21 protein-coding genes and 1 pseudogene are annotated in these 22,248 nt (G+C 70.9%); 6 read left to right on the forward strand and 16 right to left on the reverse strand.

Annotated features, from left to right (window positions below; translation table 11 throughout):
- Positions 1 to 65 precede the first annotated feature (65 nt).
- The 3 genes from BM536_RS11640 to BM536_RS11650 all read right to left on the reverse strand — a co-directional run bounded on the left by BM536_RS11640 (position 66) and on the right by BM536_RS11650 (position 3,720).
- Entirely contained in the window at positions 66 to 986 is a 921-nt protein-coding gene (locus tag BM536_RS11640; protein ID WP_073493586.1) for an SCO2523 family variant P-loop protein, read from the reverse strand.
- A gap of 3 nt (positions 987 to 989) precedes the next feature.
- Complete coding sequence (locus BM536_RS11645; RefSeq protein ID WP_073493615.1) at positions 990 to 2,852, reverse strand: SCO2524 family protein; 1,863 nt, start codon at positions 2,850 to 2,852, stop codon at positions 990 to 992.
- A gap of 70 nt (positions 2,853 to 2,922) precedes the next feature.
- A complete protein-coding gene (locus BM536_RS11650; protein ID WP_073493584.1) occupies positions 2,923 to 3,720 on the reverse strand; it encodes an SCO2525 family SAM-dependent methyltransferase in 798 nt (265 codons plus the stop codon).
- 230 nt (positions 3,721 to 3,950) lie between these two features.
- Between BM536_RS11650 and BM536_RS11655 the strand changes: the two genes are divergently transcribed.
- Positions 3,951 to 4,412 carry a GNAT family N-acetyltransferase gene (locus BM536_RS11655; RefSeq protein ID WP_245873456.1) on the forward strand — a complete coding sequence of 154 codons (462 nt, stop codon included), beginning with the start codon at positions 3,951 to 3,953 and terminating at the stop codon, positions 4,410 to 4,412.
- Here BM536_RS11655 and BM536_RS11660 read toward each other — a convergent pair.
- From BM536_RS11660 to leuA, 4 genes are all read right to left on the reverse strand, one after another.
- Positions 4,402 to 4,854, reverse strand: coding sequence for a phosphatase domain-containing protein (locus tag BM536_RS11660; protein ID WP_245873458.1), 453 nt, complete (start codon positions 4,852 to 4,854; stop codon positions 4,402 to 4,404). The genes BM536_RS11655 and BM536_RS11660 overlap by 11 nt on opposite strands.
- 134 nt (positions 4,855 to 4,988) lie before the next feature.
- Positions 4,989 to 6,173: a sialidase family protein gene (locus BM536_RS11665; protein ID WP_073493579.1), complete on the reverse strand. Its 1,185-nt coding sequence runs from the start codon at positions 6,171 to 6,173 to the stop codon at positions 4,989 to 4,991.
- A 142-nt stretch (positions 6,174 to 6,315) separates the two neighbouring features.
- On the reverse strand, positions 6,316 to 7,014 hold the full coding sequence (locus BM536_RS11670) for a TerB family tellurite resistance protein (RefSeq protein ID WP_094102896.1): 699 nt from the start codon (positions 7,012 to 7,014) through the stop codon (positions 6,316 to 6,318).
- Positions 7,015 to 7,201: 187 nt separating this feature from the next.
- Positions 7,202 to 8,923: a 2-isopropylmalate synthase gene (gene leuA / locus BM536_RS11675; RefSeq protein ID WP_073493577.1), complete on the reverse strand. Its 1,722-nt coding sequence runs from the start codon at positions 8,921 to 8,923 to the stop codon at positions 7,202 to 7,204.
- A gap of 316 nt (positions 8,924 to 9,239) precedes the next feature.
- On the opposite strand from leuA, the gene BM536_RS11685 reads away from it, so the two are divergent.
- The 3 genes from BM536_RS11685 to BM536_RS11695 are packed head-to-tail and all read left to right on the forward strand — an operon-like array spanning position 9,240 to position 11,988.
- On the forward strand, positions 9,240 to 10,310 hold the full coding sequence (locus BM536_RS11685) for a M4 family metallopeptidase (protein ID WP_073493614.1): 1,071 nt from the start codon (positions 9,240 to 9,242) through the stop codon (positions 10,308 to 10,310).
- A 21-nt stretch (positions 10,311 to 10,331) separates the two neighbouring features.
- Positions 10,332 to 10,598 carry a protealysin inhibitor emfourin gene (locus tag BM536_RS11690; protein WP_073493575.1) on the forward strand — a complete coding sequence of 89 codons (267 nt, stop codon included), beginning with the start codon at positions 10,332 to 10,334 and terminating at the stop codon, positions 10,596 to 10,598.
- A gap of 58 nt (positions 10,599 to 10,656) precedes the next feature.
- Positions 10,657 to 11,988, forward strand: coding sequence for a GH1 family beta-glucosidase (locus BM536_RS11695; protein ID WP_073493612.1), 1,332 nt, complete (start codon positions 10,657 to 10,659; stop codon positions 11,986 to 11,988).
- Between the two features lie 226 nt (positions 11,989 to 12,214).
- Here BM536_RS11695 and era read toward each other — a convergent pair whose 3' ends face one another.
- A complete protein-coding gene (era, locus tag BM536_RS11700; protein WP_073493610.1) occupies positions 12,215 to 13,168 on the reverse strand; it encodes a GTPase Era in 954 nt (317 codons plus the stop codon).
- Between the two features lie 162 nt (positions 13,169 to 13,330).
- On the opposite strand from era, the gene BM536_RS11705 reads away from it, so the two are divergent.
- Positions 13,331 to 14,653, forward strand: a complete 1,323-nt coding sequence (locus tag BM536_RS11705) for an ammonium transporter (protein ID WP_281258563.1) — start codon at positions 13,331 to 13,333, stop codon at positions 14,651 to 14,653.
- Entirely contained in the window at positions 14,650 to 14,988 is a 339-nt protein-coding gene (locus BM536_RS11710; protein ID WP_073493574.1) for a P-II family nitrogen regulator, read from the forward strand. The genes BM536_RS11705 and BM536_RS11710 overlap by 4 nt, the downstream gene beginning before the upstream one ends.
- On the opposite strand, the gene BM536_RS11715 is transcribed toward BM536_RS11710, so the two are convergent.
- The 8 genes and pseudogenes from BM536_RS11715 to BM536_RS11750 all read right to left on the reverse strand — a co-directional run bounded on the left by BM536_RS11715 (position 14,882) and on the right by BM536_RS11750 (position 22,123).
- Positions 14,882 to 15,898 carry a WxL protein peptidoglycan domain-containing protein gene (locus BM536_RS11715; protein ID WP_094102898.1) on the reverse strand — a complete coding sequence of 339 codons (1,017 nt, stop codon included), beginning with the start codon at positions 15,896 to 15,898 and terminating at the stop codon, positions 14,882 to 14,884. The genes BM536_RS11710 and BM536_RS11715 overlap by 107 nt on opposite strands.
- A gap of 93 nt (positions 15,899 to 15,991) precedes the next feature.
- A complete protein-coding gene (locus tag BM536_RS11720; RefSeq protein ID WP_211362868.1) occupies positions 15,992 to 17,332 on the reverse strand; it encodes a beta-xylosidase in 1,341 nt (446 codons plus the stop codon).
- 172 nt (positions 17,333 to 17,504) lie between these two features.
- Positions 17,505 to 17,979: pseudogene (locus tag BM536_RS11725) on the reverse strand (hypothetical protein).
- A gap of 179 nt (positions 17,980 to 18,158) precedes the next feature.
- Positions 18,159 to 18,512 carry a cytidine deaminase gene (locus tag BM536_RS11730; RefSeq protein ID WP_094102899.1) on the reverse strand — a complete coding sequence of 118 codons (354 nt, stop codon included), beginning with the start codon at positions 18,510 to 18,512 and terminating at the stop codon, positions 18,159 to 18,161.
- 381 nt (positions 18,513 to 18,893) lie between these two features.
- A complete protein-coding gene (locus BM536_RS11735) occupies positions 18,894 to 19,253 on the reverse strand; it encodes an MmcQ/YjbR family DNA-binding protein (RefSeq protein WP_073493568.1) in 360 nt (119 codons plus the stop codon).
- Positions 19,250 to 20,545, reverse strand: coding sequence for a hemolysin family protein (locus BM536_RS11740; protein ID WP_094102900.1), 1,296 nt, complete (start codon positions 20,543 to 20,545; stop codon positions 19,250 to 19,252). The genes BM536_RS11735 and BM536_RS11740 overlap by 4 nt, the downstream gene beginning before the upstream one ends.
- On the reverse strand, positions 20,542 to 21,039 hold the full coding sequence (ybeY, locus tag BM536_RS11745) for an rRNA maturation RNase YbeY (RefSeq protein ID WP_073493566.1): 498 nt from the start codon (positions 21,037 to 21,039) through the stop codon (positions 20,542 to 20,544). Before ybeY ends, BM536_RS11740 begins: the two co-directional genes overlap by 4 nt.
- Before the next feature lie 13 nt (positions 21,040 to 21,052).
- Positions 21,053 to 22,123, reverse strand: coding sequence for a PhoH family protein (locus BM536_RS11750; protein WP_073493564.1), 1,071 nt, complete (start codon positions 22,121 to 22,123; stop codon positions 21,053 to 21,055).
- Positions 22,124 to 22,248 lie beyond the last annotated feature (125 nt).

The following is a 22,248-nucleotide window of genomic DNA, read 5'->3' on the forward strand; positions in this document are numbered from 1 at the left end:
GGAGAACGGCACGGATTCGGTGCGCGGCTGAGCGCTGGTCTCCCGGAAGACGGTTCCCGGCCCGCTCACAGTTGCCCCCAGTGCTTGTCCTCGGTCAGGCGCTGGGCGAGTTCGCCCATCTTCTGCCAGGTCTCCACATTGGCGATCCGCCGGTCGTGCACGTCTTCGTCGGTGATGAGCCTCTCCTGCCACTGGAGAACGGGCTCCAGCGGAATGGACGACAGGACGCGTGACTTGCCGATGCCGCGGCCGGCCGCGATTTCCTCGAGCTGGGTGTCGCACTGCCGCATCCACGCGTACTGCGCGGCCGAGACCTGCGACCACATCGGGGAGTCGAGATCGGGTACGGCGGCCCGGACGAACCGGATCGAGGCGGAAAGCGCGTCGGTGTCGTGGCCCATGGCGACACCGGCCTGCACAATGCCCTGTTTTCCGTACACGAGTTCGGCGGCGGCCATGACGTGCTGACGGGTCCAGCGGTGATAGACGAGCCAGCGCGTTTTCAGGCGGCCGAGTCCGCCGCGGGGTGAGGTGGCGGCGAGGGCGAGGTCCATCGCATAACTGCGTCCGGCGCTCAAGTCCACGATGATGACGTCGAATTCGCGTTTCAGGCGCAGGACGAGATCGACGCAGCGGTGCAGGTTCTCCTCGTCGGTGACGAATTCGCCGCCGGTGCGGTCGCCGGGCAGCAGGACGAGCCGTCCCGAGCCGCCGGGCCGGCTGCGCAGCACGGGGTGTTCGGTGCGCGACCAGACGTCGACGCGCAGGGGTTCGCCGGTCTTGCCCTTGAGGTAGGAGTGCAGGCCGCGTCCCTCGGCCTCGGAGAGGACGTCGGGCAGGTCGAAGACGGCGGCCGCGGTGGGCGAGCCGAAGTCGAAGTCCAGGTAGCAGACGTCGTCCCCGTCCAGCGCGCGGTGGTAGGCGAGGTTGGCGCTGGTCACGGACCGGCCGGTGCCCCCCTTGTCGGAGGCGGCGAACACGAGCACGTCTCAGACCCCCCGGTAGTCGGAGCCGCCGCGGGCCCGGGAGAGGGAGTCCAGCCGGCTGAGCACGCCGAGGGCGAGTGCGTAGGCGGTGCCGGGTTGTTCGTCGACGAGCAGGCGGGCCCGGCGCAGGTCGGCCTCGATGCCCTTGACCTCCTCGCCCTGGGGGCTCTTGGCGGTGGGCGCGGGCTGGCCCATCTGCTCCTTGCCGAAGAGGTGGGCCGCCTCGCTGATCAACGCCCTTGCCAGCAGCGAGAGTTCGGCGCTGCGGATGGGCGGCTGGTCGTAGAGGGCGTGCGCGGCGACCATGCACTCGGTGACGCGCTCGGTCATGCTCCAGGACACCGGGCCCTGCCGTTCCGGGGACTCCGGGTAGACGGCGTGCACGTTGTCCCAGAGACCGACGCCCGGTCCGTCGCTGATGCGGCGCTGCCAGAGGTGGTCGAGGATGTCCTCGGCCAGCCGCAGCAGCCGGTCCTGGGAGGCGATGTTCCGGGACAGTGAGCAGAGTTGGATGGTCCGCTTGAGCAGTTGGGCGGAGAAGTCGGTCATCGTCCACTTCATGGGCGGACCGAGGGCCTCGCTGCCCAGCAGGGGCAGGGTGACACCGGGGTTGTGCAGGCCGACCGCGGGGTCGTCGCGGGTCATTCCGCTGGTGATCCGGCCGCGTTCGGCGAGGCGCTCCATGACGGCGACGGTGCGGGTGAGGTCGTCGTCGGTGGCGCGGCGGCGGACCAGGTCGTGGACGAGGATGGAGGCGACGGAGAGGGAGAAGTACTCCGACTCCAGTTGCTGGAGGGTGGTGCGCCAGGGGATCTCCTCCAGCGGCCAGGTGCCTTCGCCGAAGCGCGCGATGGCCGACCAGTACTGCTGGGTGATCTCCCAGCGCAGCCGCAGGGCGTCGGCGAGTTTCTGCTGTTCGGCGGTGAGCAGGCCGAGGACGAGGGTGCGCTCGGAGAACAGGTCGGGGATGCCGTCGAGGGCGACGACGGTGAAGTACAGGTAGGGCGTGGGGTGGGCGACGCCGGCGGGCTGTTTGCCGATGGCCTCGCCCGTCTGCGGTTCCACCTCGACCTCGGGGGCGCCTTTCACCAGGCTCCATGCCCAGCCGCACTCGAAGAGGCGGTTCTCGTTGCGCAGGTCGTCGGTGACGTCGGTGTCGAGACCGAGGGTGACGCTCTCGCTGATGACGGCGCGCAGGGCCTTGAAGCGCTCCTGGAAGCGCTGGAGGACCTGGCGTTCGGAGAGCCGGCCCTGGCCGAGCAGCCGGGTGAGGGACTGCCCCTGGTCGGAGGAGACGTCGACGACGTTGACGGTGAAGGAGCGCAGCAGGCTCACCATGGCGGCGGTCAGCCGGGCGCTGGTGGCGTCCCAGAGCCGGTCGATCTGCTTGATCGTGCTCGCGCGCTGGGTCTTGCCCCGGTAGACCTTGAGGAAGCCGAGGGTGGCCAGGCAGAGGGTGACGGACATGGAGAAGCTGTCGACCACCCCGAGGTCCCGCTGCTCCTTGGAGAGTTCCTGCTTCGGGTTCTCGGCGGCGAAGTAGGTGCCGCCGGAGAAGGTCGGGCTCTCCTCGCCGCGGTGCTTCTCCATGAAGTCGGCGAGGACCTTGACCAGGTTCCCGGGGATCTCGCTGGAGTCGCCCGCGGTGCGCAGCGACCGTTCCACGTCCCGCTGGGTGGTGTCGGGGTCGTCGAGGCGGAACGCGGTGATCTCGGTGGCCGGGTACAGCATGCAGAGCAGTCGCTCGGCGTCGGCGACGCTGCTCAGGCCGCCCGCATCCCCCCAGTCCCATTCACCGTCGTCGAAGGAATGGCGGGCGACGGCCTGCCACACTTCGAGCAGATTCTGTCTCGGCTTGATCTGCATGCCCATTCCCCTCGCACAGGCCGGTCACCACGCAATCCCACCTGTTACCCCCTGGTGGAACACTGGGACGTCACCTTTTCCGTCGCCGGCCGCAGGCCAGAATCATTCCGGTGTATCCGTGGCGCACCAATTGCTTCGGGTTGTCCAGGCAGACGACCTTCATGCCCGCTTCGGCATAAGGCTCGAGCACGGTGCGCACTTCCTCGTCGTCGATATCGCGGGCGGGGAACTCCTGCGCGCCCACGCTGTACCCCTCGGAATGTTCCATGAATGCGGCGGCGAAAGGCGCGCCGGGCTTCAGGGCATTCATGAAGCAGCCCACGCCCTGCCGGAATTCCTCCAGCGAGGTCGTGATGGATTCCGCGACGAAGAACATCGTACCGATGTCCCAGGCGGGCTTTTTTCCGCAGAGGTCGAAAAGACTTCCCGGCAGGGGTTCCCGGACGACTTCCCCGAAGCGCGCCCTGGGGTCGGCGCCCAGCCCGGTGTAGGCCGCCGCCTTGCCGCGCGCGCCGCTCTTGAGCACCTCCCAGAACTGGTCCCAGTTGGCGTCGTAGCCCGAGAGCTGACCGCGGAGGTATTCGAGGTTCTGCTCGGACCGCTCGAGGAGCGTGATCCGGCCACACCAGGGGAGCATCGCCAGGGCCGGATAGAGATTGGGCCCCGCGCCCACGTCGATACCGGAGCCGCCACGACCGCCGTGCTTCGCGAAATGATCACTGAAGTGATCTCGCACCCGGGTGAGGATCGCCCTGTCCACGGGCTGGATCTCAAGGTAATTGCGCTTGATGTACTCGTCGGGATCGAAGGCGTCCCAGGGCACATCGGCATTCAGCTTTTCGGCGGTGGTGGGCGATCCCGAGGTCATTGGTTCAGCCTAGCAGGGCGACGAGGTCTTGAAGGAGTGGATGCATCACGCAATGATGGACCGCCAGGTATGCATATCGGACAAGAGCGAACACGCGCGCCATTCACTTTGCCGATCCCTCTCGGTCCATCCCGATCACTCTCGATCCTTCACAAGGGGACCGTATGACTCCTCTTCCCCGAGTTCCCCGAGATCGTTCCCGGTCGGTCGCCGGTTCGACAGGGGGCCAGGTGTCCCAGGAAACGCGATTACGGATCAGAGCGGCCACCGAGGAGGATCTCCCCCATATCGTCAGGCTCGACGAGGAGGCCTTCCCGACGGCCCCGTACCCCTACTTCGTGCTGCGCCAACTCCTGGCCTCGTTCCCGGACTTCGTGTTCGTCGTGGACCTGGGCCAGGACCTGGGCGGATACGTGCTCTCGACGCCGCCGAACGCGGCGCGGAGCTGGATCCTCAGCCTCGGCATCTCCCCGCCGCTGCAACGGCAGGGGCTCGGACGGCAGTTGATGACGAGGATCCTCGGACACCTCCACGGCCAGGGCGTGCGCTCCGTCACCCTCTCGGTGGAACCGGGCAACGACACGGCGATCGCGCTGTACCGGTCCCTGGGCTTCGCCGCTGACCCCGGCGGCCCGCGCCCGGACTACTTCGGCCCGGGCGCCGACCGCCTCCTCATGACGCTCACCCTGTGAGCGCCTCGAACCGCCGCACATAGCGACGCTGCCAAGGCGTCTCCACGGCGTGCCGGTCGTAGTTCCGGCGCACGAACTCCACGGCCCCGGCGGCCGGTACGCCGTCCAGCACCGCCAGACACGCCAGCGCCGTACCCGTACGGCCGCGCCCGCCGCCGCAGGCGACCTCCAGCCTGCCGTCGACCGCCCGCCGCCACGCCTCGGTGAGCGCCGTACGGGCGTCGGCGCGGTCCGCGGGCAGCCGGAAGTCGGGCCAGCGGATCCAGCGCGCCTCCCACGGCACCGCCGGGGGCTCGCCGCCGAGCAGATAGAGCCCGTACGTCGGGTGCGGCGCCGCCGGATCGAGGGGGCGGCGCAGTCCGCGGCCGCGCACCAGCCGCCCGGACGGCAGCCGCAGCACGCCGGGCAGCTCCACCGGCCAGGTCTCCCGCCACGTCTCCACTGATCCAGTCTCCTGCCGCGTCTCCACGGACCCAGTCTCCCGCCGCGTCTCCACGGACCCATTCGAACCCGGCCCCGCCCGTCCGGGCAACCGGTTCGGCCCGGCCCCCGGCCCGGAGGCGAGGTGCGCGGCGCCTACAGTCCCGCCATCGGCAGCAGCCGGAACTCGATGGTCTCGTAGGGGCCCTTGGCCCCCGTCTCGTACAGCACCCCGACCGTCTCCCCGTCCACCGGCACGAGGTCGGAGTACGCGGCCGGCTGCTCCGACAGGGTCACCGACCTGGTGAAGCCGGCCCCGCCGTCGTTGCTGCGCCACAGCGCCATCGACTGCCGTGCGGTGGGCCGGGACGGCGCCGAGAACAGCAACGGCGCACCGGGTCCGTCGAGTTGGAGGACGCTGCCCTGGACGACGGGCACCTCGGCCAGCGTGGGCTGCGCGGCGTAGGGGCGGTCGAGGGTGCGGCCGCCGTCGCCGGAGTGGGCGTCGAGGCGGTTGCCGGGGACGCCGCCGCCCTGGTCGCGGGCGTTGAAGTACAGGCGCCCGTCGGGGAGTTGGGCGGCGGTGGTCTCGTTGACGTTGGTGGCGCCGTCGTGGCCCTCCTCGACGAAGCCCAGCCGCCAGGTGCGGCCCCCGTCGTCGCTGAGCAGGGCGTGGCCGCCGTAGTGGCGGAACTCCCGGCCGGTGTCGGAGGAACCGGCCGGCGGGGCCGCGGAGTGGTTGGCGGGGACGACCAGGCGGCCGGCGTGCGGGCCCCGGGTGAGGGCGACGGCGTGGCCGGGCCCGGTGGCATACCAGCGCCAGGACGGCGGCTTGACCGAGGCCGTGATCTCGCGGGGCGCGGTGAAGTGCCGTCCGTCGTCCGGGCTGTGCTGCACGTACACCCGCCGGCCCTGCTCGGGCGGCACCTCCCCGCGCATGATCTGCGCCTCCGTGGCGGTGCCGCCGTTGGCGCAGCTGAGCAGGACGACGGCGCCGGTCCGCGGGTCGACGACGGGCGACGGGTTGCCCCGGGTGTCCCCGTCCCCGTGGGCGACCACGGCGAGGGGGCCCCAGGTGCAGCCGCCGTCGGTGGAGCGGCGTACGACGATGTCGATGTCCCCGGTGTCGCCGGGCCCGTCGTGTCGCCCCTCCGCGAAGGCGAGGACGGTGCCCCGCCCGGTGGTGACGGCGGCGGGGATACGGAAGGAGGCGTAGCCGCCGCGCCCCGACACGTACGGCACGGAGGAGGCGCAGTGCGGCGCGGCGGCCGCCGGGAGGGCGTCGACGAACGGGGTGAGGAGCACGGCGGTGGCGAGCAGGGTACGGCGCGGGTGGGACATCGCTTCCCTCACGGAGGCCGGCGTCGGTCGCCCCCATCGTCCCCGGTGCCACCGGCCCGGACCCGTACGCCACGGTGACGGGGCGCGCCCGGTTTCCCGGATCCGCGGCGGTCGGCCGCGGGACCGCGTGGCTCCCGGCGGGTCAGGACGGGGTGCGGGCCGCGGCCAGCAGCCGGGTGACGTCGTCCGCGCGGATGGTGAGGGCCGCGCCGACCGTGGCGAGGACCTCGCGCTCGGCGGGGGTGTACGGGCCGTCGGCGAGGGCGATGCGGGCGCCCTGGAGCAGGATCGACTCGCGGCCGACGGAGGCGAGGTGCGGGGCCAGCGGGTCGAGGGCCTCGTGCAGCTCTATCGCCAGACCGGGGGTGCAGGGCTCGCCGTGCACCCGGCCGGTGTCGGCGGCGAGGGCCTCGACGAGGGCGGCGAGCTGCTCGCGGGTGCAGTCCGGGAAGCCGGCCGCGCGCACCGCGACCGCCGCCGTCTCCAGGGACGTACGGGCGCAGGTGCCGTTCGCCGAGAGGACGGCGAGGGCGACGGTGTGGACGGCGTCGCGGAGCATCGCGGAGAAGCGGGTGGTGGTGGGGTGGTCCAGGGCGTCGGTGCCGAAGTGGCGTCGACAGGAGGCGCACTCCACGACCGGGCCGGTCTCGCCGCGCGGCAGCACGGGTACGCCCAGCAGGGTGAAGCGGCGTCGGCCGGTGAGCCGCTGGTAGTTGCGGTCGCCGCCGCAGCCGGGGCAGAAGAACTCGCCGTCCCCGACGGGCGTCCAGGCGGTGCGGTGGCCCAGCACGCGGGCGAACCCGGTGGCGGCACGGCCGTCTTGTCCCCGTTCTGGCAGCACGTCGCACCTCCGTAACGCCGCGGCAACATCGCCACGCGCTTTCGTGATGTTAGCCACATCATTGAGGCGGAGTCAGCACCCCGGACGAGACCTTTCCGTGACCTTCACGGACGGATGGCCGATATACGACGGAGCCCCGGCCGCCGTTCTCCGGCGGCCGGGGCCCGCGAACTCCCGATGCGGATGATCAGCGCGTAGCGCGGTTGACGGCGGACACGACCGCCTTCAGCGAGGCCCGCGTCGTGTTGGCGTCGATGCCGATGCCCCACAGGACCTTGTCGCCGATCGCGCACTCGATGTACGAGGCGGCCTGCGCGGAGGCTCCCTCGCTCATCGTGTGCTCCTGGTAGTCCAGCAGGCGTACGTCGATGCCGATGGATTCCAGGGCGTTGAAGAAGGCCGAGATCGGACCGTTGCCCGAGCCGGACAGGACGGTCTCCTCGCCGTCGACGACCGCGTCCACGGTGAGGGTGTCCACGCCGTCGGTGTCGGTGGTCGACTGGCCGTTGCGGACCTGGATGCGGCCCCACGGGTTCTCGGGGTTGGGCAGGTACTCGTCCTGGAAGGTCGCCCAGATGTCGCCGCCGGTGACCTCGCCGCCCTCGGCGTCCGTCTTCGCCTGGATGATCCGCGAGAACTCGATCTGCATCCGGCGCGGCAGGTCCAGCTTGTGGTCGTTCTTCAGGACGTACGCGATACCGCCCTTGCCGGACTGCGAGTTGACCCGGATGACCGCCTCGTAGGAGCGGCCGACGTCCTTCGGGTCGATCGGCAGGTACGGGACCGCCCACTCGATGTCGTCCACGGTGACGCCCTTGGCGGCCGCGTCGGCCTCCATCGCGTCGAAGCCCTTCTTGATGGCGTCCTGGTGGGAGCCGGAGAAGGACGTGTAGACCAGGTCGCCCACGTACGGGTGGCGCGGGTGGACCTCCATCTGGTTGCAGTACTCCCACGTGCGACGGATCTCGTCGATGTCGGAGAAGTCGATCTGCGGGTCGACGCCCTGCGAGAACAGGTTCATGCCCAGGGTGACCAGGTCGACGTTGCCGGTGCGCTCGCCCTGGCCGAACAGGCAGCCCTCGACGCGGTCGGCGCCGGCCATCAGCGCCAGCTCGGCGGCGGCGACGGCCGTACCGCGGTCGTTGTGCGGGTGGACCGAGATGCAGACGTGCTCGCGGCGCGAGACGTTGCGGCTCATCCACTCGAAGCGGTCGGCGTGGGTGGAGGGCGTGGAGCGCTCGACGGTGGCCGGCAGGTTCAGGATGATCTCGCGGCCGGGGCCGGGCTGGTAGACGTCCATCACCGCCTCGCAGACCTCCAGCGCGAAGTCCAGCTCGGTGTCGGTGAAGATCTCCGGCGAGTACTGGTAGCCGAACTCGGTCTCCGGGCCCAGCAGTTTCTCCGCGTACTCCATGACCAGGCGGGTGCCGTCCACGGCGATCTGCTTGATGTCGTCCCTGGAACCGCGGAACACGACCCGGCGGAAGACCGGCGCGGTCGCGTTGTACAGGTGGACGGTGGCGCGCCTGGCGCCCTTCAGGGACTCCACGGTCCGCTCGATCAGGTCCTCGCGGGCCTGGGTCAGCACGGAGATCGTGACGTCGTCCGGGATCGCGCCCTCTTCCTCGATGATCGAGCGCACGAAGTCGAAGTCGGTCTGACCGGAGGCCGGGAAGCCGACCTCGATCTCCTTGTAGCCCATCTTGACCAGTTGGTCGAACATCCGGCGCTTGCGCTCGGGCGACATCGGGTCGATCAGGGCCTGGTTGCCGTCACGCAGGTCGGTGGAGAGCCAGCGGGGGGCGACGGTGATGCGCCGGTCCGGCCAGGTGCGGTCGGGGATGTCGACCTGCTCGTACTGCCCGTACTTGTGGATCGGCATGGAACTGGGCTGCTGGCGGTTCGCCATGATGCGGTGGCTCCTCAGGATGTCCGAAAGGACGGCCGACGCATTGCCAAGCTCCGCGGGGAGGGAGTCGGCCTCGACTACAGGCCCTCGCCGCGGCAGCTAAGGAGAAGCAGCCCGAAACGCATAGTGCTCCGCACTTTAGCCGAGCCCCACGGGGCGCGTGGGCCTGTTCCAGTATGCGGGACCGGGCGGACGAACCGGGTGAAAAGTGCCGTATACCACTCACCGGTACGACGCAGGGCTGTTTATCGGCGTATTTCACCAATCATGGTTGCCGGTGGTGACAGGATGGTCACGCGGTGCGATGGTGCCGGGCATGACGACCCACGGGGGCCTCGAGCCCGTCTTCTGCACCGTCGTTCCGCCCCATGTCCTCGACCGCGTGGCGCGCAGCGACGACCCCGCGCTCTCCGGACCCGCGCGGCGCACCCTGGTGCGCGACAGCGAGCTGCGCTCCCGGCGCCGCGTGACCAGCGAGTTCCGCCTCGCGGCCGCCCCGGCGGCGAAGGCACCGTCGGACCAGCCGCTGCGCACCGTGTTCGACGCCGGGCACGGCACGGTCCTGCCCGGCACCAAGGTCCGCGGCGAGGGCGAGGATGCGGGCCAGGACGCCACGGTGAACCGCGCCTACGCGGGCCTCGGCGCCACCTTCGAGCACTTCCTCAAGGTGTACGGCCGCCACTCGATCGACGGCGACGGCCTGCCGCTGGACGCCACCGTCCACTACGACGAGGACTACAACAACGCCTTCTGGAACGGCGAGCAGATGGTGTTCGGCGACGGCGACGGCGAGATCTTCGTCGACTTCACCAGCTCCATCGACGTGATCGGCCACGAGCTGACCCACGGCGTCACCCAGTACACGGCCAACCTCACCTACTACGGCCAGCCGGGCGCCCTGAACGAGTCGATGTCCGACGTCTTCGGCGCGCTCATCAAGCAGTACACGCTGAGCCAGACCGCCGCCGAGGCCGACTGGCTGATCGGCGCCGAACTGCTCGCCCCGAACGTGACCGGCCGGGCCCTGCGTTCCATGAAGGCCCCCAGCACGGCCTACGACGACGACGTGCTCGGCAAGGACCCCCAGCCCGCCACCATGGACGACTACGTCCGCACCGGCCGCGACAACGGCGGCGTCCACATCAACTCGGGGATCCCCAACCACGCGTTCTACCTGGCCGCCACCGCCCTCGGCGGCTTCGCCTGGGAGAAGGCGGGCCAGATCTGGTACGACGTGCTGACCGGCGGCGAGCTGACGGAGAGGGCGTTCTTCACCGACTTCGCGAAGCTCACCGTGAAGGCCGCGCGGGAGCGCTTCGGCGACGGCGGCGAGGAGTTCCAGGCCGTGGAGAAGGCGTGGGAGCGGGTGGGGGTGCGGATCCTGTAGATCCGTACTAGACACGGTCCCATGCGGATTCATGTGAGACGCACGGGCGGGTTCGCGGGCATCGAGCGCGGCGCCGAGGTGGACACCTCGGGGCGGCCCGATGCCCGCGCCTGGGAAGCCCTGGCCGAGCAGGCGGTGGCGGACGGCCACCGGTCCCGCCCCGCCGGGGTCCCGGACGGGTTCAGCTACGAGATCACGGTGGGCGGCAGGACGGTGTACGCGGCCGATCCCCGGCTCACCCCGGAACAGCGCGAGCTGATCTCGCGCGTGCTGAAGGAGGGGGCGTAACGGGCAGTCCACGCCGGGGCGTTGACTTCCCTTACCGGCGGTACGGATGATCGCGCCCATGGCGACTGATCCGCGCGGGGCGGCCAACCCGATACCCCGGTTCCCGGCCGGCTTCCTGTGGGGCGTCTCGACCTCCGCCCACCAGATCGAGGGTGCGGCGGACGCGCGCGAGCCGTCCGTCTGGGACGCCTTCACGGCCGAGCCGGGGCGGATCAAGGACGGCTCCACGGCCGCGGTGGCCTGCGACCACTACCACCGCCACACCGAGGACGTGGCGCTGCTGTCCGGCCTGGGCGTGGACGCCTACCGCTTCTCGGTCTCCTGGCCCCGGGTGAACTCCCCCGGCGGCCTCGACTTCTACGACCGTCTGGTGGACGAACTGCTGGCGGTCGGCGTGCGCCCGGTCCCGACCCTCTTCCACTGGGACCTGCCGGCCCGGCTGGACTGGCTGGAGCGGGACACCGCACACCGCTTCGCCGAGTACGTCTCCGTCGTCGTGGACCGCCTCGGCGACCGCGTGCGCAAGTGGATCACCCTCAACGAGCCCGCCGAACACACCCTGCTGGGCCACGCTCTCGGCACCCACGCCCCCGGCCGGCGGCTGATGTTCGACGCGCTCCCGGTCGCCCATCACCAGCTCCTCGCCCACGGCCTCGCCGTGCAGGCCCTGCGGGCGGCGGGCGCCCGGGACGTCGGCATCGCCAACTCCCACGGCCCCACCTGGCCCGCCTCGCCGGAACCCGCCGACGAGGAGGCCGCCGCCTTCTACGACCTCCTGCTGAACCGGCTCTTCGCGGACCCGCTCCTGCTCGGCGAGTACCCCGAGGGGATCGGCGAGTCGATGCCCGGCGACGTGGCGTCCGACCTCGAGGTCATCGCGGAACCCCTCGACTTCTACGGCGTCAACTACTACGCCCCCACCCGCGTCGGCGCCCCGCGAGGCACCGAGATCGAGTTCGGCGGGGTGCGCATCCCGGCCGAACTCCCCTTCACCGTCCGGCAGATCGAGAACGTCCCGGTCACCGACTTCGGCTGGCCGGTGGTGCCGGAGGGCCTGACGGAACTGCTCACCGGTTTCCAGGAGCGCTACGGCGACCGCCTCCCGCCGGTCGTCATCACCGAGAACGGGTGCAGCTACCCCGGCATCGACGACCAGGACCGCATCGCCTACCTCGACGGCCATCTGCGTGCCCTCCACCGGGCGGTGGAGGCGGGCGTGGACGTGCGCGGCTACTTCGTGTGGTCGCTGCTGGACAACTTCGAGTGGGCGGAGGGCTACGAACGCCGCTTCGGCCTGGTCCACGTGGACTTCTCAGCCCCCGGCACCCTCAGGCGCACCCCGAAGGCGTCCTACGCCTGGCTACGGGAGGTCCTGCGGGCCCAGAGGTGAGGGAGGGGCGTAGGCCGGCCGACCGCGTGGTTTCGCCCCCGCCGCCCTCTCCCGTCCCCACCCTGGGGGCTCAGCCCCCAGCCCCCGGGCCTGCGCTCGTGCCGGGGGCTCCCCGAAGGCGCTCGGGCCGCATCAGCCTGCGGCTACCGCCGCGCGGCAGCCGTGCCGGACGCGCCACCCACCGCGCACCACACCCCAAGGCCGCGCAACCCCCCTCCACCAACCCCTAGAAGCCCAGCTTCCGCAACTGCTTCGGGTCCCGCTGCCAGTCCTTCGCGACCTTCACGTGCAGGTCCAGGAAGACCGCCGTGCCGAGGAGCGCCTCGATCTGCTTGCGGGACTTGATGCCGACGTCCTTGAGGCGCTTGCCCTTCGGGCCGATGATGATGCCCTTCTGGCTGGGGCGCTCGATGTAGATGTTCGCGTGGATGTCGAGGAGCGGCTTGTCGGCGGGGCGGTCCTCGCGCGGGAGCATCTCCTCCACGACGACCGCGATGGAGTGCGGCAGCTCGTCGCGGACGCCCTCCAGCGCCGCCTCGCGGATCAGCTCGGCGACCATCACCTGCTCGGGCTCGTCCGTCAGGTCGCCCTCGGGGTACAGCGGCGGGCTCTCCGGCAGCATCGGGATCAGCAGCTCGGCGAGCAGCTGGACCTGCTGGTCTCCGACGGCGGAGACGGGCACGATCTCGGCCCACTCGATGCCCAGCTCCTTGCCGAGCTGGTCGATCGCGATGAGCTGCTCGGCGAGCGTCTTGGAGTCCACGAGGTCGGTCTTCGTCACGACCGCGACCTTCGGCGTCCGCTTGATCCCGGCCAGTTCCTTGGCGATGAACCGGTCGCCGGGGCCCAGCTTCTCGTTGGCCGGCAGGCAGAAGCCGATGACGTCGACCTCGGCCCAGGTGGTGCGTACGACGTCGTTCAGCCGCTCGCCCAGCAGGGTGCGCGGCTTGTGGAGCCCCGGGGTGTCCACCAGGATCAGCTGCGCGTCCGGCCGGTGCACGATGCCCCGGACCGTGTGCCGGGTGGTCTGCGGACGATTGGAGGTGATGGCCACCTTCGTCCCGACCAGAGCGTTCGTGAGGGTGGACTTGCCCGCGTTGGGGCGGCCGACGAAGCAGGCGAAGCCGGCCCGGTGGGCGGCCTCGGCCGGCTGTTCGGATGACTGGGTACGAACGCTCATGCCGCCCATTCTCCCTGATCCACGAAGCCCTGCCGTACAACCGCCCGAGAGCACCCCCGGACGTGAGTTTCCAGAAACCCGTACGCAATGAAACGTCATGGAAACACACCCGTACGCGACCGGAAACGCATGCCCGTGAATCTCTGACGAGCCCCCACACCGTTGGAGACGACCGTGACCCTCGCCGCCGCACAGATCGACACCGGCGACACCGCCTGGCTGCTCGCCGCCACCGCCCTCGTCCTGCTGATGACGCCGGGCCTCGCCCTGTTCTACGGCGGCATGGTCCGCACGAAGAGCGTCCTCAACATGCTGATGATGAGCTTCGTGTCGATCGCGCTGGTCACCGTGGTGTGGCTGGCCGCCGGATACTCCCTCGCCTTCGGCCCGGACGCCGGCGGCGGGCTCATCGGCACCCTGGAGCACGCCGGGATGGCCGGTCTCGGCCCGGACAGCGTGCAGGGCACCGTGCCGACCCTGCTGTTCGCCACCTTCCAGCTCACCTTCGCGATCATCACGGCGGCCCTGATCAGCGGCGCGATCGCGGACCGGGCGAAGTTCGGGGCATGGCTGGTCTTCGTGCCCGTCTGGGCGCTCCTCGTATACGTTCCCGTCGCGCACTGGGTGTGGGGCCCGGACGGCTGGATCCTCGGCAGCCTCGGCGCGCTCGACTTCGCCGGCGGACTTCCCGTGGAGATCACGTCGGGCGCATCGGGTTTGGCACTGTGCCTGGTCCTCGGCCCGCGCCTCGGGTTCAAGAAGGACGCGATGCGTCCGCACAACCTCCCCATGGTCATGCTGGGCGCGGGCCTGCTCTGGTTCGGCTGGTTCGGCTTCAACGCGGGCTCGGCCCTCGGCGCGAACGGCCTCGCGGCCGCCGCCTTCCTCAACACCCTCACCGCCGGCTGCACCGGCCTGCTCGGCTGGCTCCTGGTCGAGCAGAAGCGCGACGGCCACCCCACCACCCTGGGAGCCGCCTCCGGCGCGGTCGCGGGCCTGGTCGCGATCACCCCGTCCTGCGGCTCGGTCTCCCTGCTCGGCGCCCTGGCCGTCGGCCTCGCCGCCGGCGTCGTCTGCTCCTACGCCGTCGGCTGGAAGTTCAGGCTGAACTACGACGACTCCCTCGACGTCGTCGGCGTCCACCTGGTCGGCGGGGTGATCGGCACCCTCCTCATCGGCGTCTTCGCCGTCGAGTCGATGACCGGCGGCCCCGAGGGCCTGCTGTACGGAGGCGGGCTCGCCCAGCTCGGCAAGCAGCTCGTGGCCGTCCTCGCCGTCGGCGCGTACGCCTTCCTGATGACGTACGGCATCGCCAGGCTGCTCGACCGCGTCCTCGGCTTCCGGGCGGACGAGGAGCACGAGCACACCGGTCTGGACCTTACGGTGCACGCCGAGACCGCATACGATCACGGCGTCCTGGGCCACGGCGCCCCGGTCGGCGCGTCCTCCGTCCCCTCCGCTCAGAAGGTCAAGCCCCAGGCATGAAGCTCATCACCGCGATCGTGAAGCCGTACCGCCTCGACGAGGTCAAGACCGCCCTCCAGGAACTGGGCGTGCACGGTCTGACCGTCACCGAGGCCAGCGGCTACGGCCGGCAGCGCGGCCACACCGAGGTGTACCGCGGTGCCGAGTACCAGGTCGACCTCGTGCCCAAGGTCCGGATCGAGGTCGTCGTCGAGGACGCCGACTCCGAGGCCGTCATCGACGCGATCGTCAGGGCCGCGCGGACGGGGAAGATCGGCGACGGAAAGGTGTGGTCCGTGCCGGTCGGGACGGTCGTCCGGGTCCGGACCGGCGAGCGCGGCCCCGACGCGCTCTGACCAGCAGCACCCCGCCCACCAGACCGGCGAGGAACGCCACCGCCACCACCAGCCAGGGCAGCGCGAGGAACGACGCGCCGGCCGACTCCCGGGTGTCCTCGGCCCTCGCGGTCAGCGTCACGTGCCCCCAGTCGAGCTGGGGCGCGTCCCGCCAGGGTTCGGTGAGCCGGACGCGCTGGCCGGGCAGCAGCTCGGAGGGCACGGCGGTCAGGTCGCGGGCGAGCAGCGTACGGCCGAAGAGGCCGCGGGCCCGTAGCTCCACCTTCGGATCGAGGGTGACGTTGCCCGTGTTGTGCAGGGTGTAGGAGATCGTCGCCGTGCTGTCGCCGAAACCGGGGACGAGCGGCCGGTCGTGACCGAGGCGGACGTCCTCGACGGCCAGCGCGGGCAGCCTCGGGCCGCCGACCTGGAGGTAGACGCGGGCGCCGACGGCCCGCCGCACCCCGAGCGCGACCGAGCCGTCGGCCCGCTCCACGCGCTCGTCGAGCGCCACGATCGCGCCCGGATGGTCGCCGGGCTCGGCGTCCGCCGGCACCCGGATCGTGAACGGCACGGTGACGGACTTCCGGCCGGGCACGGTGACCCGGTCCTTCGCGGGCTCCGCCCACGCCCCCACGCCCCGCATCCGCTCCCCCGGCGTCCGTACGGCGAACCCGCCGTCCCGCGCGGTGTTGTAGGCGTCGGCGGCGTACAGCCGGAAGGTGAGGGGCTCGTCCGTCTTGTTGACGACGACGACACTGTCCTCGATGGTCTGGCCCCGGTCGGCGGAGACGTGGAAGTACGGCCGCGCGGCGACGGCCGAGGAGACGGGCTGCACGGACCAGCTGCCGTTGTCGGCGGCGCGGGCCGGGGCGGCGGCGAGGAGCAGGAGCGGCAGAAGCGGCAGGAGAAGGGCGTACGGCTTGCGCATGGGTGCGGACCCCCGCAGACGTCGGGCACGGCGGGGTGGTCGGGCGGGTGCGGGCCCGTGCGGAGGGCGCGCCCGGCCACCGGTGGACGTGGGTCAGGTGAGCGTGAGGGTCAGCACGCCGGCGTACGTGCCCGGAGGCGTGAACGCCGGTACGTCGAGGGAGAGCTGGGCGTCGGCGGTGAACTCTCCGCCGGTGAGCGTGGCGTCGGGGGCGGAGGCCAGGGTCGCCCCGGCCGTGCCCACCACGCCCGCCGAACCGGCCCGGCAGGTGCTCGGGCTGCCCGCGACGGTCGCGCACGCGGGTGTCCAGCTCAGCTTGCCGGCACCGATCTTGGCGCCGGGTCCGGTGAAGTCGGTGACCTTGCCGGTCAGCGACCAGCCCGCGGGGCCGCCGCGGAAGTCCTTGACCGTCACCGTCCTCAGGCTGCCGGTCGAGGCGCCGCCGGTCCCGAAGTCGACCGCCGAGAGCTGGACGGCGTCGCCGGCCTGCGCCATCGACAGGGTGCCCGCCTTCACGGTCGTCGTCAGCTTCTGGCTCCCGTCCGGTACGGGCGTGTCGTCGAGGACGACATAGGCGACGGGCCCGGCGCCCTTGTCCGCGCTCCACGCGCCGCCCTCGTACGCCACCACCCCGGTCGTGGTGCGGTCGGCGACGGCGAGGGAGCCGCTGAAGCGGCCCTGCGCGTCCGCGGTCACGGTGGCCGTGTCCGCGGTCTGGGCGCTTCCGGAGCGTCCGGCGAGGGTGACGGTCGCGCCCGGCGTGAAGTCGCTGCCCGTGACGGTCACCGCGGCACCCGGCGCACCGGAGGCCGAACCCAGGGAGATGGCTCGGGTGTTGGCGGGCGGGTTGTCCCCGGCCGTGACCGTCTCCGACACCGGGGCGGGCGGGCTGGTCACCGTGCAGGGGGTGTCCAGTTCCAGGATGTAGCTGGTGTGGATGTTGTAGTCGCCGGGCGACAGGGTGATCGCGCCGGGCGCGGTGACGGTGAAGGTGCCGGTCATGGAGAACGGCGGGAAGGGGCCCTTGCCGGGCACCGGGTCGTTCTTCTTCGGCCCCGCGACGGTGACGCTGCCGGTCTGCGCCCCGCCCAGGGTGACCTTGCCCGTGGGCGTCATGATGTCGGCCGGCAGGGCCAGGTCGGTGGGGTTGCTCGCGGCGGGCTCGACCACCGTGTAGGTCACGGTGACGGTGTCGCCGACCTGGGGGGTGGCGTCGTCCACGGTGATCTTCCCGGTGGTGGTGCCGTCGATCGGCGGGATGCCCGCGATGGGCGGTGGGACGCAGTGCGTCGGGAAGTCCACGTCCACCGCCGCGGCGACGGCGGCGGGCGCCGTCAGCGCTCCGCCCGCGGTGACCGCCAGCACGGTCGCCCCGAGCAGCGCGGTCCAGTGCCGTCTGCGGGATCTTCGGGAACTCTGGGGTGTCGGACCCATGGGTGCCCCCTCCTGAGGGATGCGGGCGCAGCGGCTCGTCTGCGCCGACAGGGGGCATTGAGAGGGGGATCGCGCGAGAAGTCAATGGACACGGCACGCGGAACTGACGAACCGTCAGCTTCCCGCTCCCGCAGGGAAACTGACGGCTCCATGGCTCCGTTCACCGGTGCGGTCAGTCGAACACGAACGGTCCCGGCGACTGCGGCCCGGTCGCCGTACAGGTGACGGTGATCCCGAAGACGACCATCTTCAGGGAGCCCCGGTAGAAGTCCAGTCTGTCACCGCGGGCCACGGTCCCGGCGAGAGGTCCGACCACGATCGGGCCCCGACGGCCATGGCGGGGTTCACGTGCCGCTGAAGACCCTCGCGGCACCGGTCGAGTTCGCCATCGTGAGGGTGGAGGTGATGCTGTTCGCGTTGATCGCGATCGGCGCGGTGATCGCGGTGGACGAGAGCTTGAGGGTGGCGGAGGTACCGCTCTGGGTGGCCGTGAGGGTGGCCGCACCCCCGCCGAACAGACCGCAGTTCGCGGTGACGGTCGCCGTCGTCGGGGTGACGGCGGCGGCGGTGGGTGCGAGCGCCAGCCCGGTGACCGCGAGGGTCCCCGCCAGCAGTGCCGCACCTGATCCGATTCGCTTGCCTCTCATGGAGTTTCCGGCTCCTTCCGGATGTGGGGAGACGGACGGCCGAAGCGGGACGGGTGGGTGCGGTCACCGGTGCCGATGGGGCATGAATCTGACGGTCCGTCGGATTTTACGCTTCCATTGACGCGTGGCCGGGCGAGAACGACAAGGTTGAATTCCGGCCGACCTGACGGTCGGGCGGCTCAGCCGGCGGAGACGGTCGCCCGGACGACACCGTCGGGGCCGGCCACCAGCACCGGCGTCCCCGGCCCACCGAGGTCGGCGACAGCGGCCAGATCCGCCCCAGCGGCGGCCTCCGCGGACGTCACCACCGCGGCCGCCTCCAACGACTCCGCCCCCGACGCCACCGCCATCGCCACCGCCGTCTGCACCGCGCTCAGTTTCAGCGAAGGCAGATCCACCGTCCCGGCGACATACGTACGTCCCGTCTCGTCCCGCACGGCCGCCCCCTCGGGCACCCCGTTGCGGGCCCGCGCCGAACGGGCCAGGGTGACGATCTTGCGGTCCTCGGGGTCAAGCGCGTTGATGTCGGTCATGACCCGAGCATACGAAGAGCCCGCCCCGGCAGCCGCTCAGGGTAAGGGTCTCCGGGCCTGGTCGCGGGGCTGGTCCCGGGGACCGGGCCTGGTTGCGGGGCAGGTCCAAGGGCCGGTCCAGGCCGGTCCCGGGGTTGGTCCACGGGCTGTCCCAGGGTTGGACCCAGGGCCGTCTCGGGGTCAGTCCCGGTGCCCGACCTCAGGGCCCGACCTCAGGGCCCGGCCTCACGGCCCGACCTCACGGCCCGACCTCACGGCGGGTCCTCACGGCGGGTCCTGGGGCTGGTCTCAGGGCCCGACCTCAGGGCCCGATCTCAGGGCGGGTCTCAGGGCCCGGCCTCACGGCAGGGCAGGTCCCGGGGCCGGTCCCCGGGGCGGGTCTCAGGGCCGGTCGAGGCGGAGCCGTTCCGCCCTTGGCAGACCGGCCACGACCAGGTCGTAGGAGTCCTCGACCAGCTCCCGGACCAGCCGGTCGGGGAGGCCGCCGTCGACGGTCACCGTGTTCCAGTGCCGCTTGTTCATGTGATACCCGGGAGCGATCAGGCCGGGGTGCTCCCCGCGCAGCCGGATCGCGTCCTCCGGGTCGCACTTGAGGTTCACCGTCAACGGCCGCGCGTCCAGGCTCGTCAGGGCGAACAGCTTGCCGCAGACCTTGAAAACCGAGATCTCCGGGCGGAACGGGAAGTCCTCCACCACCGCCTCGAAGGACAGACAGAGACCGCGCAGCTCCTCGGGGGTCACTCCGCCTCCTCGTCCTCCGAGGGCGCCACCGGCTCCACCAGCACCGTCACGATCTTGTTCCGGCGGCCGGCGGCGGCCTCCGCGGTCAGCCGCAGGGTGCGGCCGTCGGGCAGCTCGACGGCCGAGGAGGCCCCGGCGATCGGCACCCGGCCCAGCGCCTTCGCGAGCAGTCCGCCGACGGTCTCCACGTCCTCGTCGTCGTACTCCTCCAGGCCGTACAGCTCGCCGAGGTCGGTGATGTCGAGGCGGGCGGTGACCCGGTAGCGGTCCTCGCCCAGCTCCTCGACGGGCGGGAGTTCACGGTCGTACTCGTCGGTGATCTCGCCGACGATCTCCTCGAGGATGTCCTCGATGGTGACGATGCCCGCGGTGCCGCCGTACTCGTCGATGACGACGGCCACGTGGTTGCGCTCCTGCTGCATCTCGCGGAGCAGGTCGCCGGCGTTCTTGGTGTCGGGGACGAACGCGGCGGGTCGCATCGCCGTCGACACCAGGTCGCTCTCCGCCTCCCGGCTGATGTGCGTCCGGCGGACCAGGTCCTTGAGGTACACGATCCCGACGATGTCGTCCTCGCTCTCCCCGGTGACGGGTATCCGCGAGAAGCCGGAGCGCAGGGCGAGGGTGAGGGCCTGACGGATCGTCTTGTACCGCTCGATGACGACCAGGTCGGTCCTCGGGACCATCACCTCGCGCACGAGCGTGTCGCCCAGCTCGAAGACCGAGTGCACCATCCGGCGCTCGTCGTCCTCGATCAGCGACTCCTTCTCCGCCAGGTCGACCAGCGCGCGCAGCTCCGCCTCGGAGGCGAACGGGCCGCGCCGGAAGCCCTTGCCGGGCGTGAGCGCGTTGCCGATCAGGATCAGCAGCGACGGGATCGGGCCCATGATGCGCGCCAGCGGCAGCAGTACGTACGCCGCCGCCGTCGCCGTGTTCAGCGGGTGCTGGCGGCCGATGGTGCGCGGGGAGACACCCACCGCGACGTACGACACGAGGACCATCACGCCGATCGCGGCCAGCAGGGCGGGCGTCGTGCCGTCGATCGTCTTCAGGCAGGCGTAGGTGACCAGCGCGGCCGCCGCCATCTCGCAGACCACGCGGACCAGCAGCGCCACGTTGAGATAGCGGGTCGGGTCGGCCGCGACCTGGGCGAGTTTCGCGCTGCCGCGCCGCCCGGAGCGGACGGACTCCTCCGCGCGGAAGCTGGAGACGCGCGCGAGGCCCGCCTCCGCGCAGGCGGCGAGCCATGCGACGACGACCAGGGCGATCGCACCGGAGACAAGGGGAAGGCTCATGACACGGTCGGGGCCGGGGACGGGCCGGTCATGCCCTTCTCCGCACGCCAGCCGTCCACGATGGCCGCCTGGAGACCGAACATCTCGGCCTTCTCGTCGGGCTCCTCGTGGTCGTACCCCAGCAGGTGCAGCACTCCGTGGACGGTGAGCAACTGGAGCTCCTCGTCCATGGAGTGCCGCGTCGGCGCTTCGTCACCCTGCTTCTTAGCGACCTCGGGGCACAGCACGATGTCGCCGAGGAGTCCCTGCGGGGGCTCGTCGTCGTCCTTCGACGGCGGACGCAGCTCGTCCATCGGGAAGGACATGACGTCGGTCGGCCCCGGCAGGTCCATCCACTGGATGTGCAACTGCTCCATGGCCTCGGCGTCCACGACGATCACCGAGAGTTCGGAGAGCGGGTGGATGCGCATCCGCGCGAGGGCGTAGCGGGCGATGTCGAGGATCGCCTGCTCGTCGACCTCGGTTCCGGACTCGTTGTTGACGTCGATCGACATGGTGGTGCTCGGTCTACTTCCCCTTGTGCCCGGACTTCCCCCGGCCGCCCTTGTGCGTGCCGTTCTCCGTGCCGTGCGTGTCGTCGTACTTCTCGTACGCGTCGACGATACGGCCCACCAGCTTGTGCCGTACGACATCCTGGGACGACAGCCGGGAGAAGTGGACGTCGTCCAGGCCTTCCAGGATGTCCTGCACCTGGCGCAGTCCGGACTTGGTCCCGCTCGGCAGGTCGACCTGCGTCACGTCACCCGTGATCACGATCTTCGAGTCGAAGCCGAGCCGGGTGAGGAACATCTTCATCTGCTCCGGACTCGTGTTCTGAGCCTCGTCCAGAATGATGAAGGCGTCATTGAGCGTTCTACCTCGCATGTACGCGAGGGGGGCCACCTCGATCGTGCCCGCCGCCATCAGGCGCGGGATCGAGTCCGGGTCGAGCATGTCGTGCAGCGCGTCGTACAGGGGGCGCAGGTAGGGGTCGATCTTCTCGTAGAGGGTGCCGGGGAGGAAGCCCAGGCGTTCGCCCGCCTCGACCGCCGGGCGGGTCAGGATGATGCGGTTGACCTGCTTCGACTGCAGCGCCTGGACCGCCTTGGCCATCGCCAGATAGGTCTTGCCGGTACCGGCCGGGCCGATGCCGAAGACGATCGTGTGCTTGTCGATCGCGTCGACGTACCGCTTCTGGTTCAGGGTCTTGGGGCGGATGGTGCGGCCGCGGGACGACAGGATGTTCTGCGTCAGTACCTCGGCCGGGGTCTCCTGGCCGTCACTCGTCCCGTTCTCACTCACCCGCAACATGGCGATCGAGCGTTCCACTGCGTCCTCCGTCATCGGCTGCCCGGTGCGGAGCACCAGCATCATCTCGTCGAACAGGCGCTGGATCATGGCGACTTCTCGCGGTTCGCCCACCACCCTGATCTCGTTGCCCCGGACATGGATGTCGGCCGCCGGGAAGGCCGTCTCGATCACGCGCAGAAGGGAATCCCCGGACCCCAGCACGGTCACCATCGGGTGCTGGGCGGGAACGGTGAACTGTGCGCTCGCCTCGCCCTGCGCGGGCGTGTGAGCTGTCGGTGTCTGAGTCATAGGCCGGCCCGAAGGCCTCTACGTCCTCCCGGATGCGTCTCGCCTGCCACGAGGGCAGCCTGGCGATTTCCAGGGTACGCCAGGGGGCTGACAACGCTGTAAGGCTTTTCGAACAGGGGTGCTCC

Source organism: Streptomyces phaeoluteigriseus (assembly GCF_001896135.2).
GTDB lineage: Bacteria > Actinomycetota > Actinomycetes > Streptomycetales > Streptomycetaceae > Streptomyces > Streptomyces phaeoluteigriseus.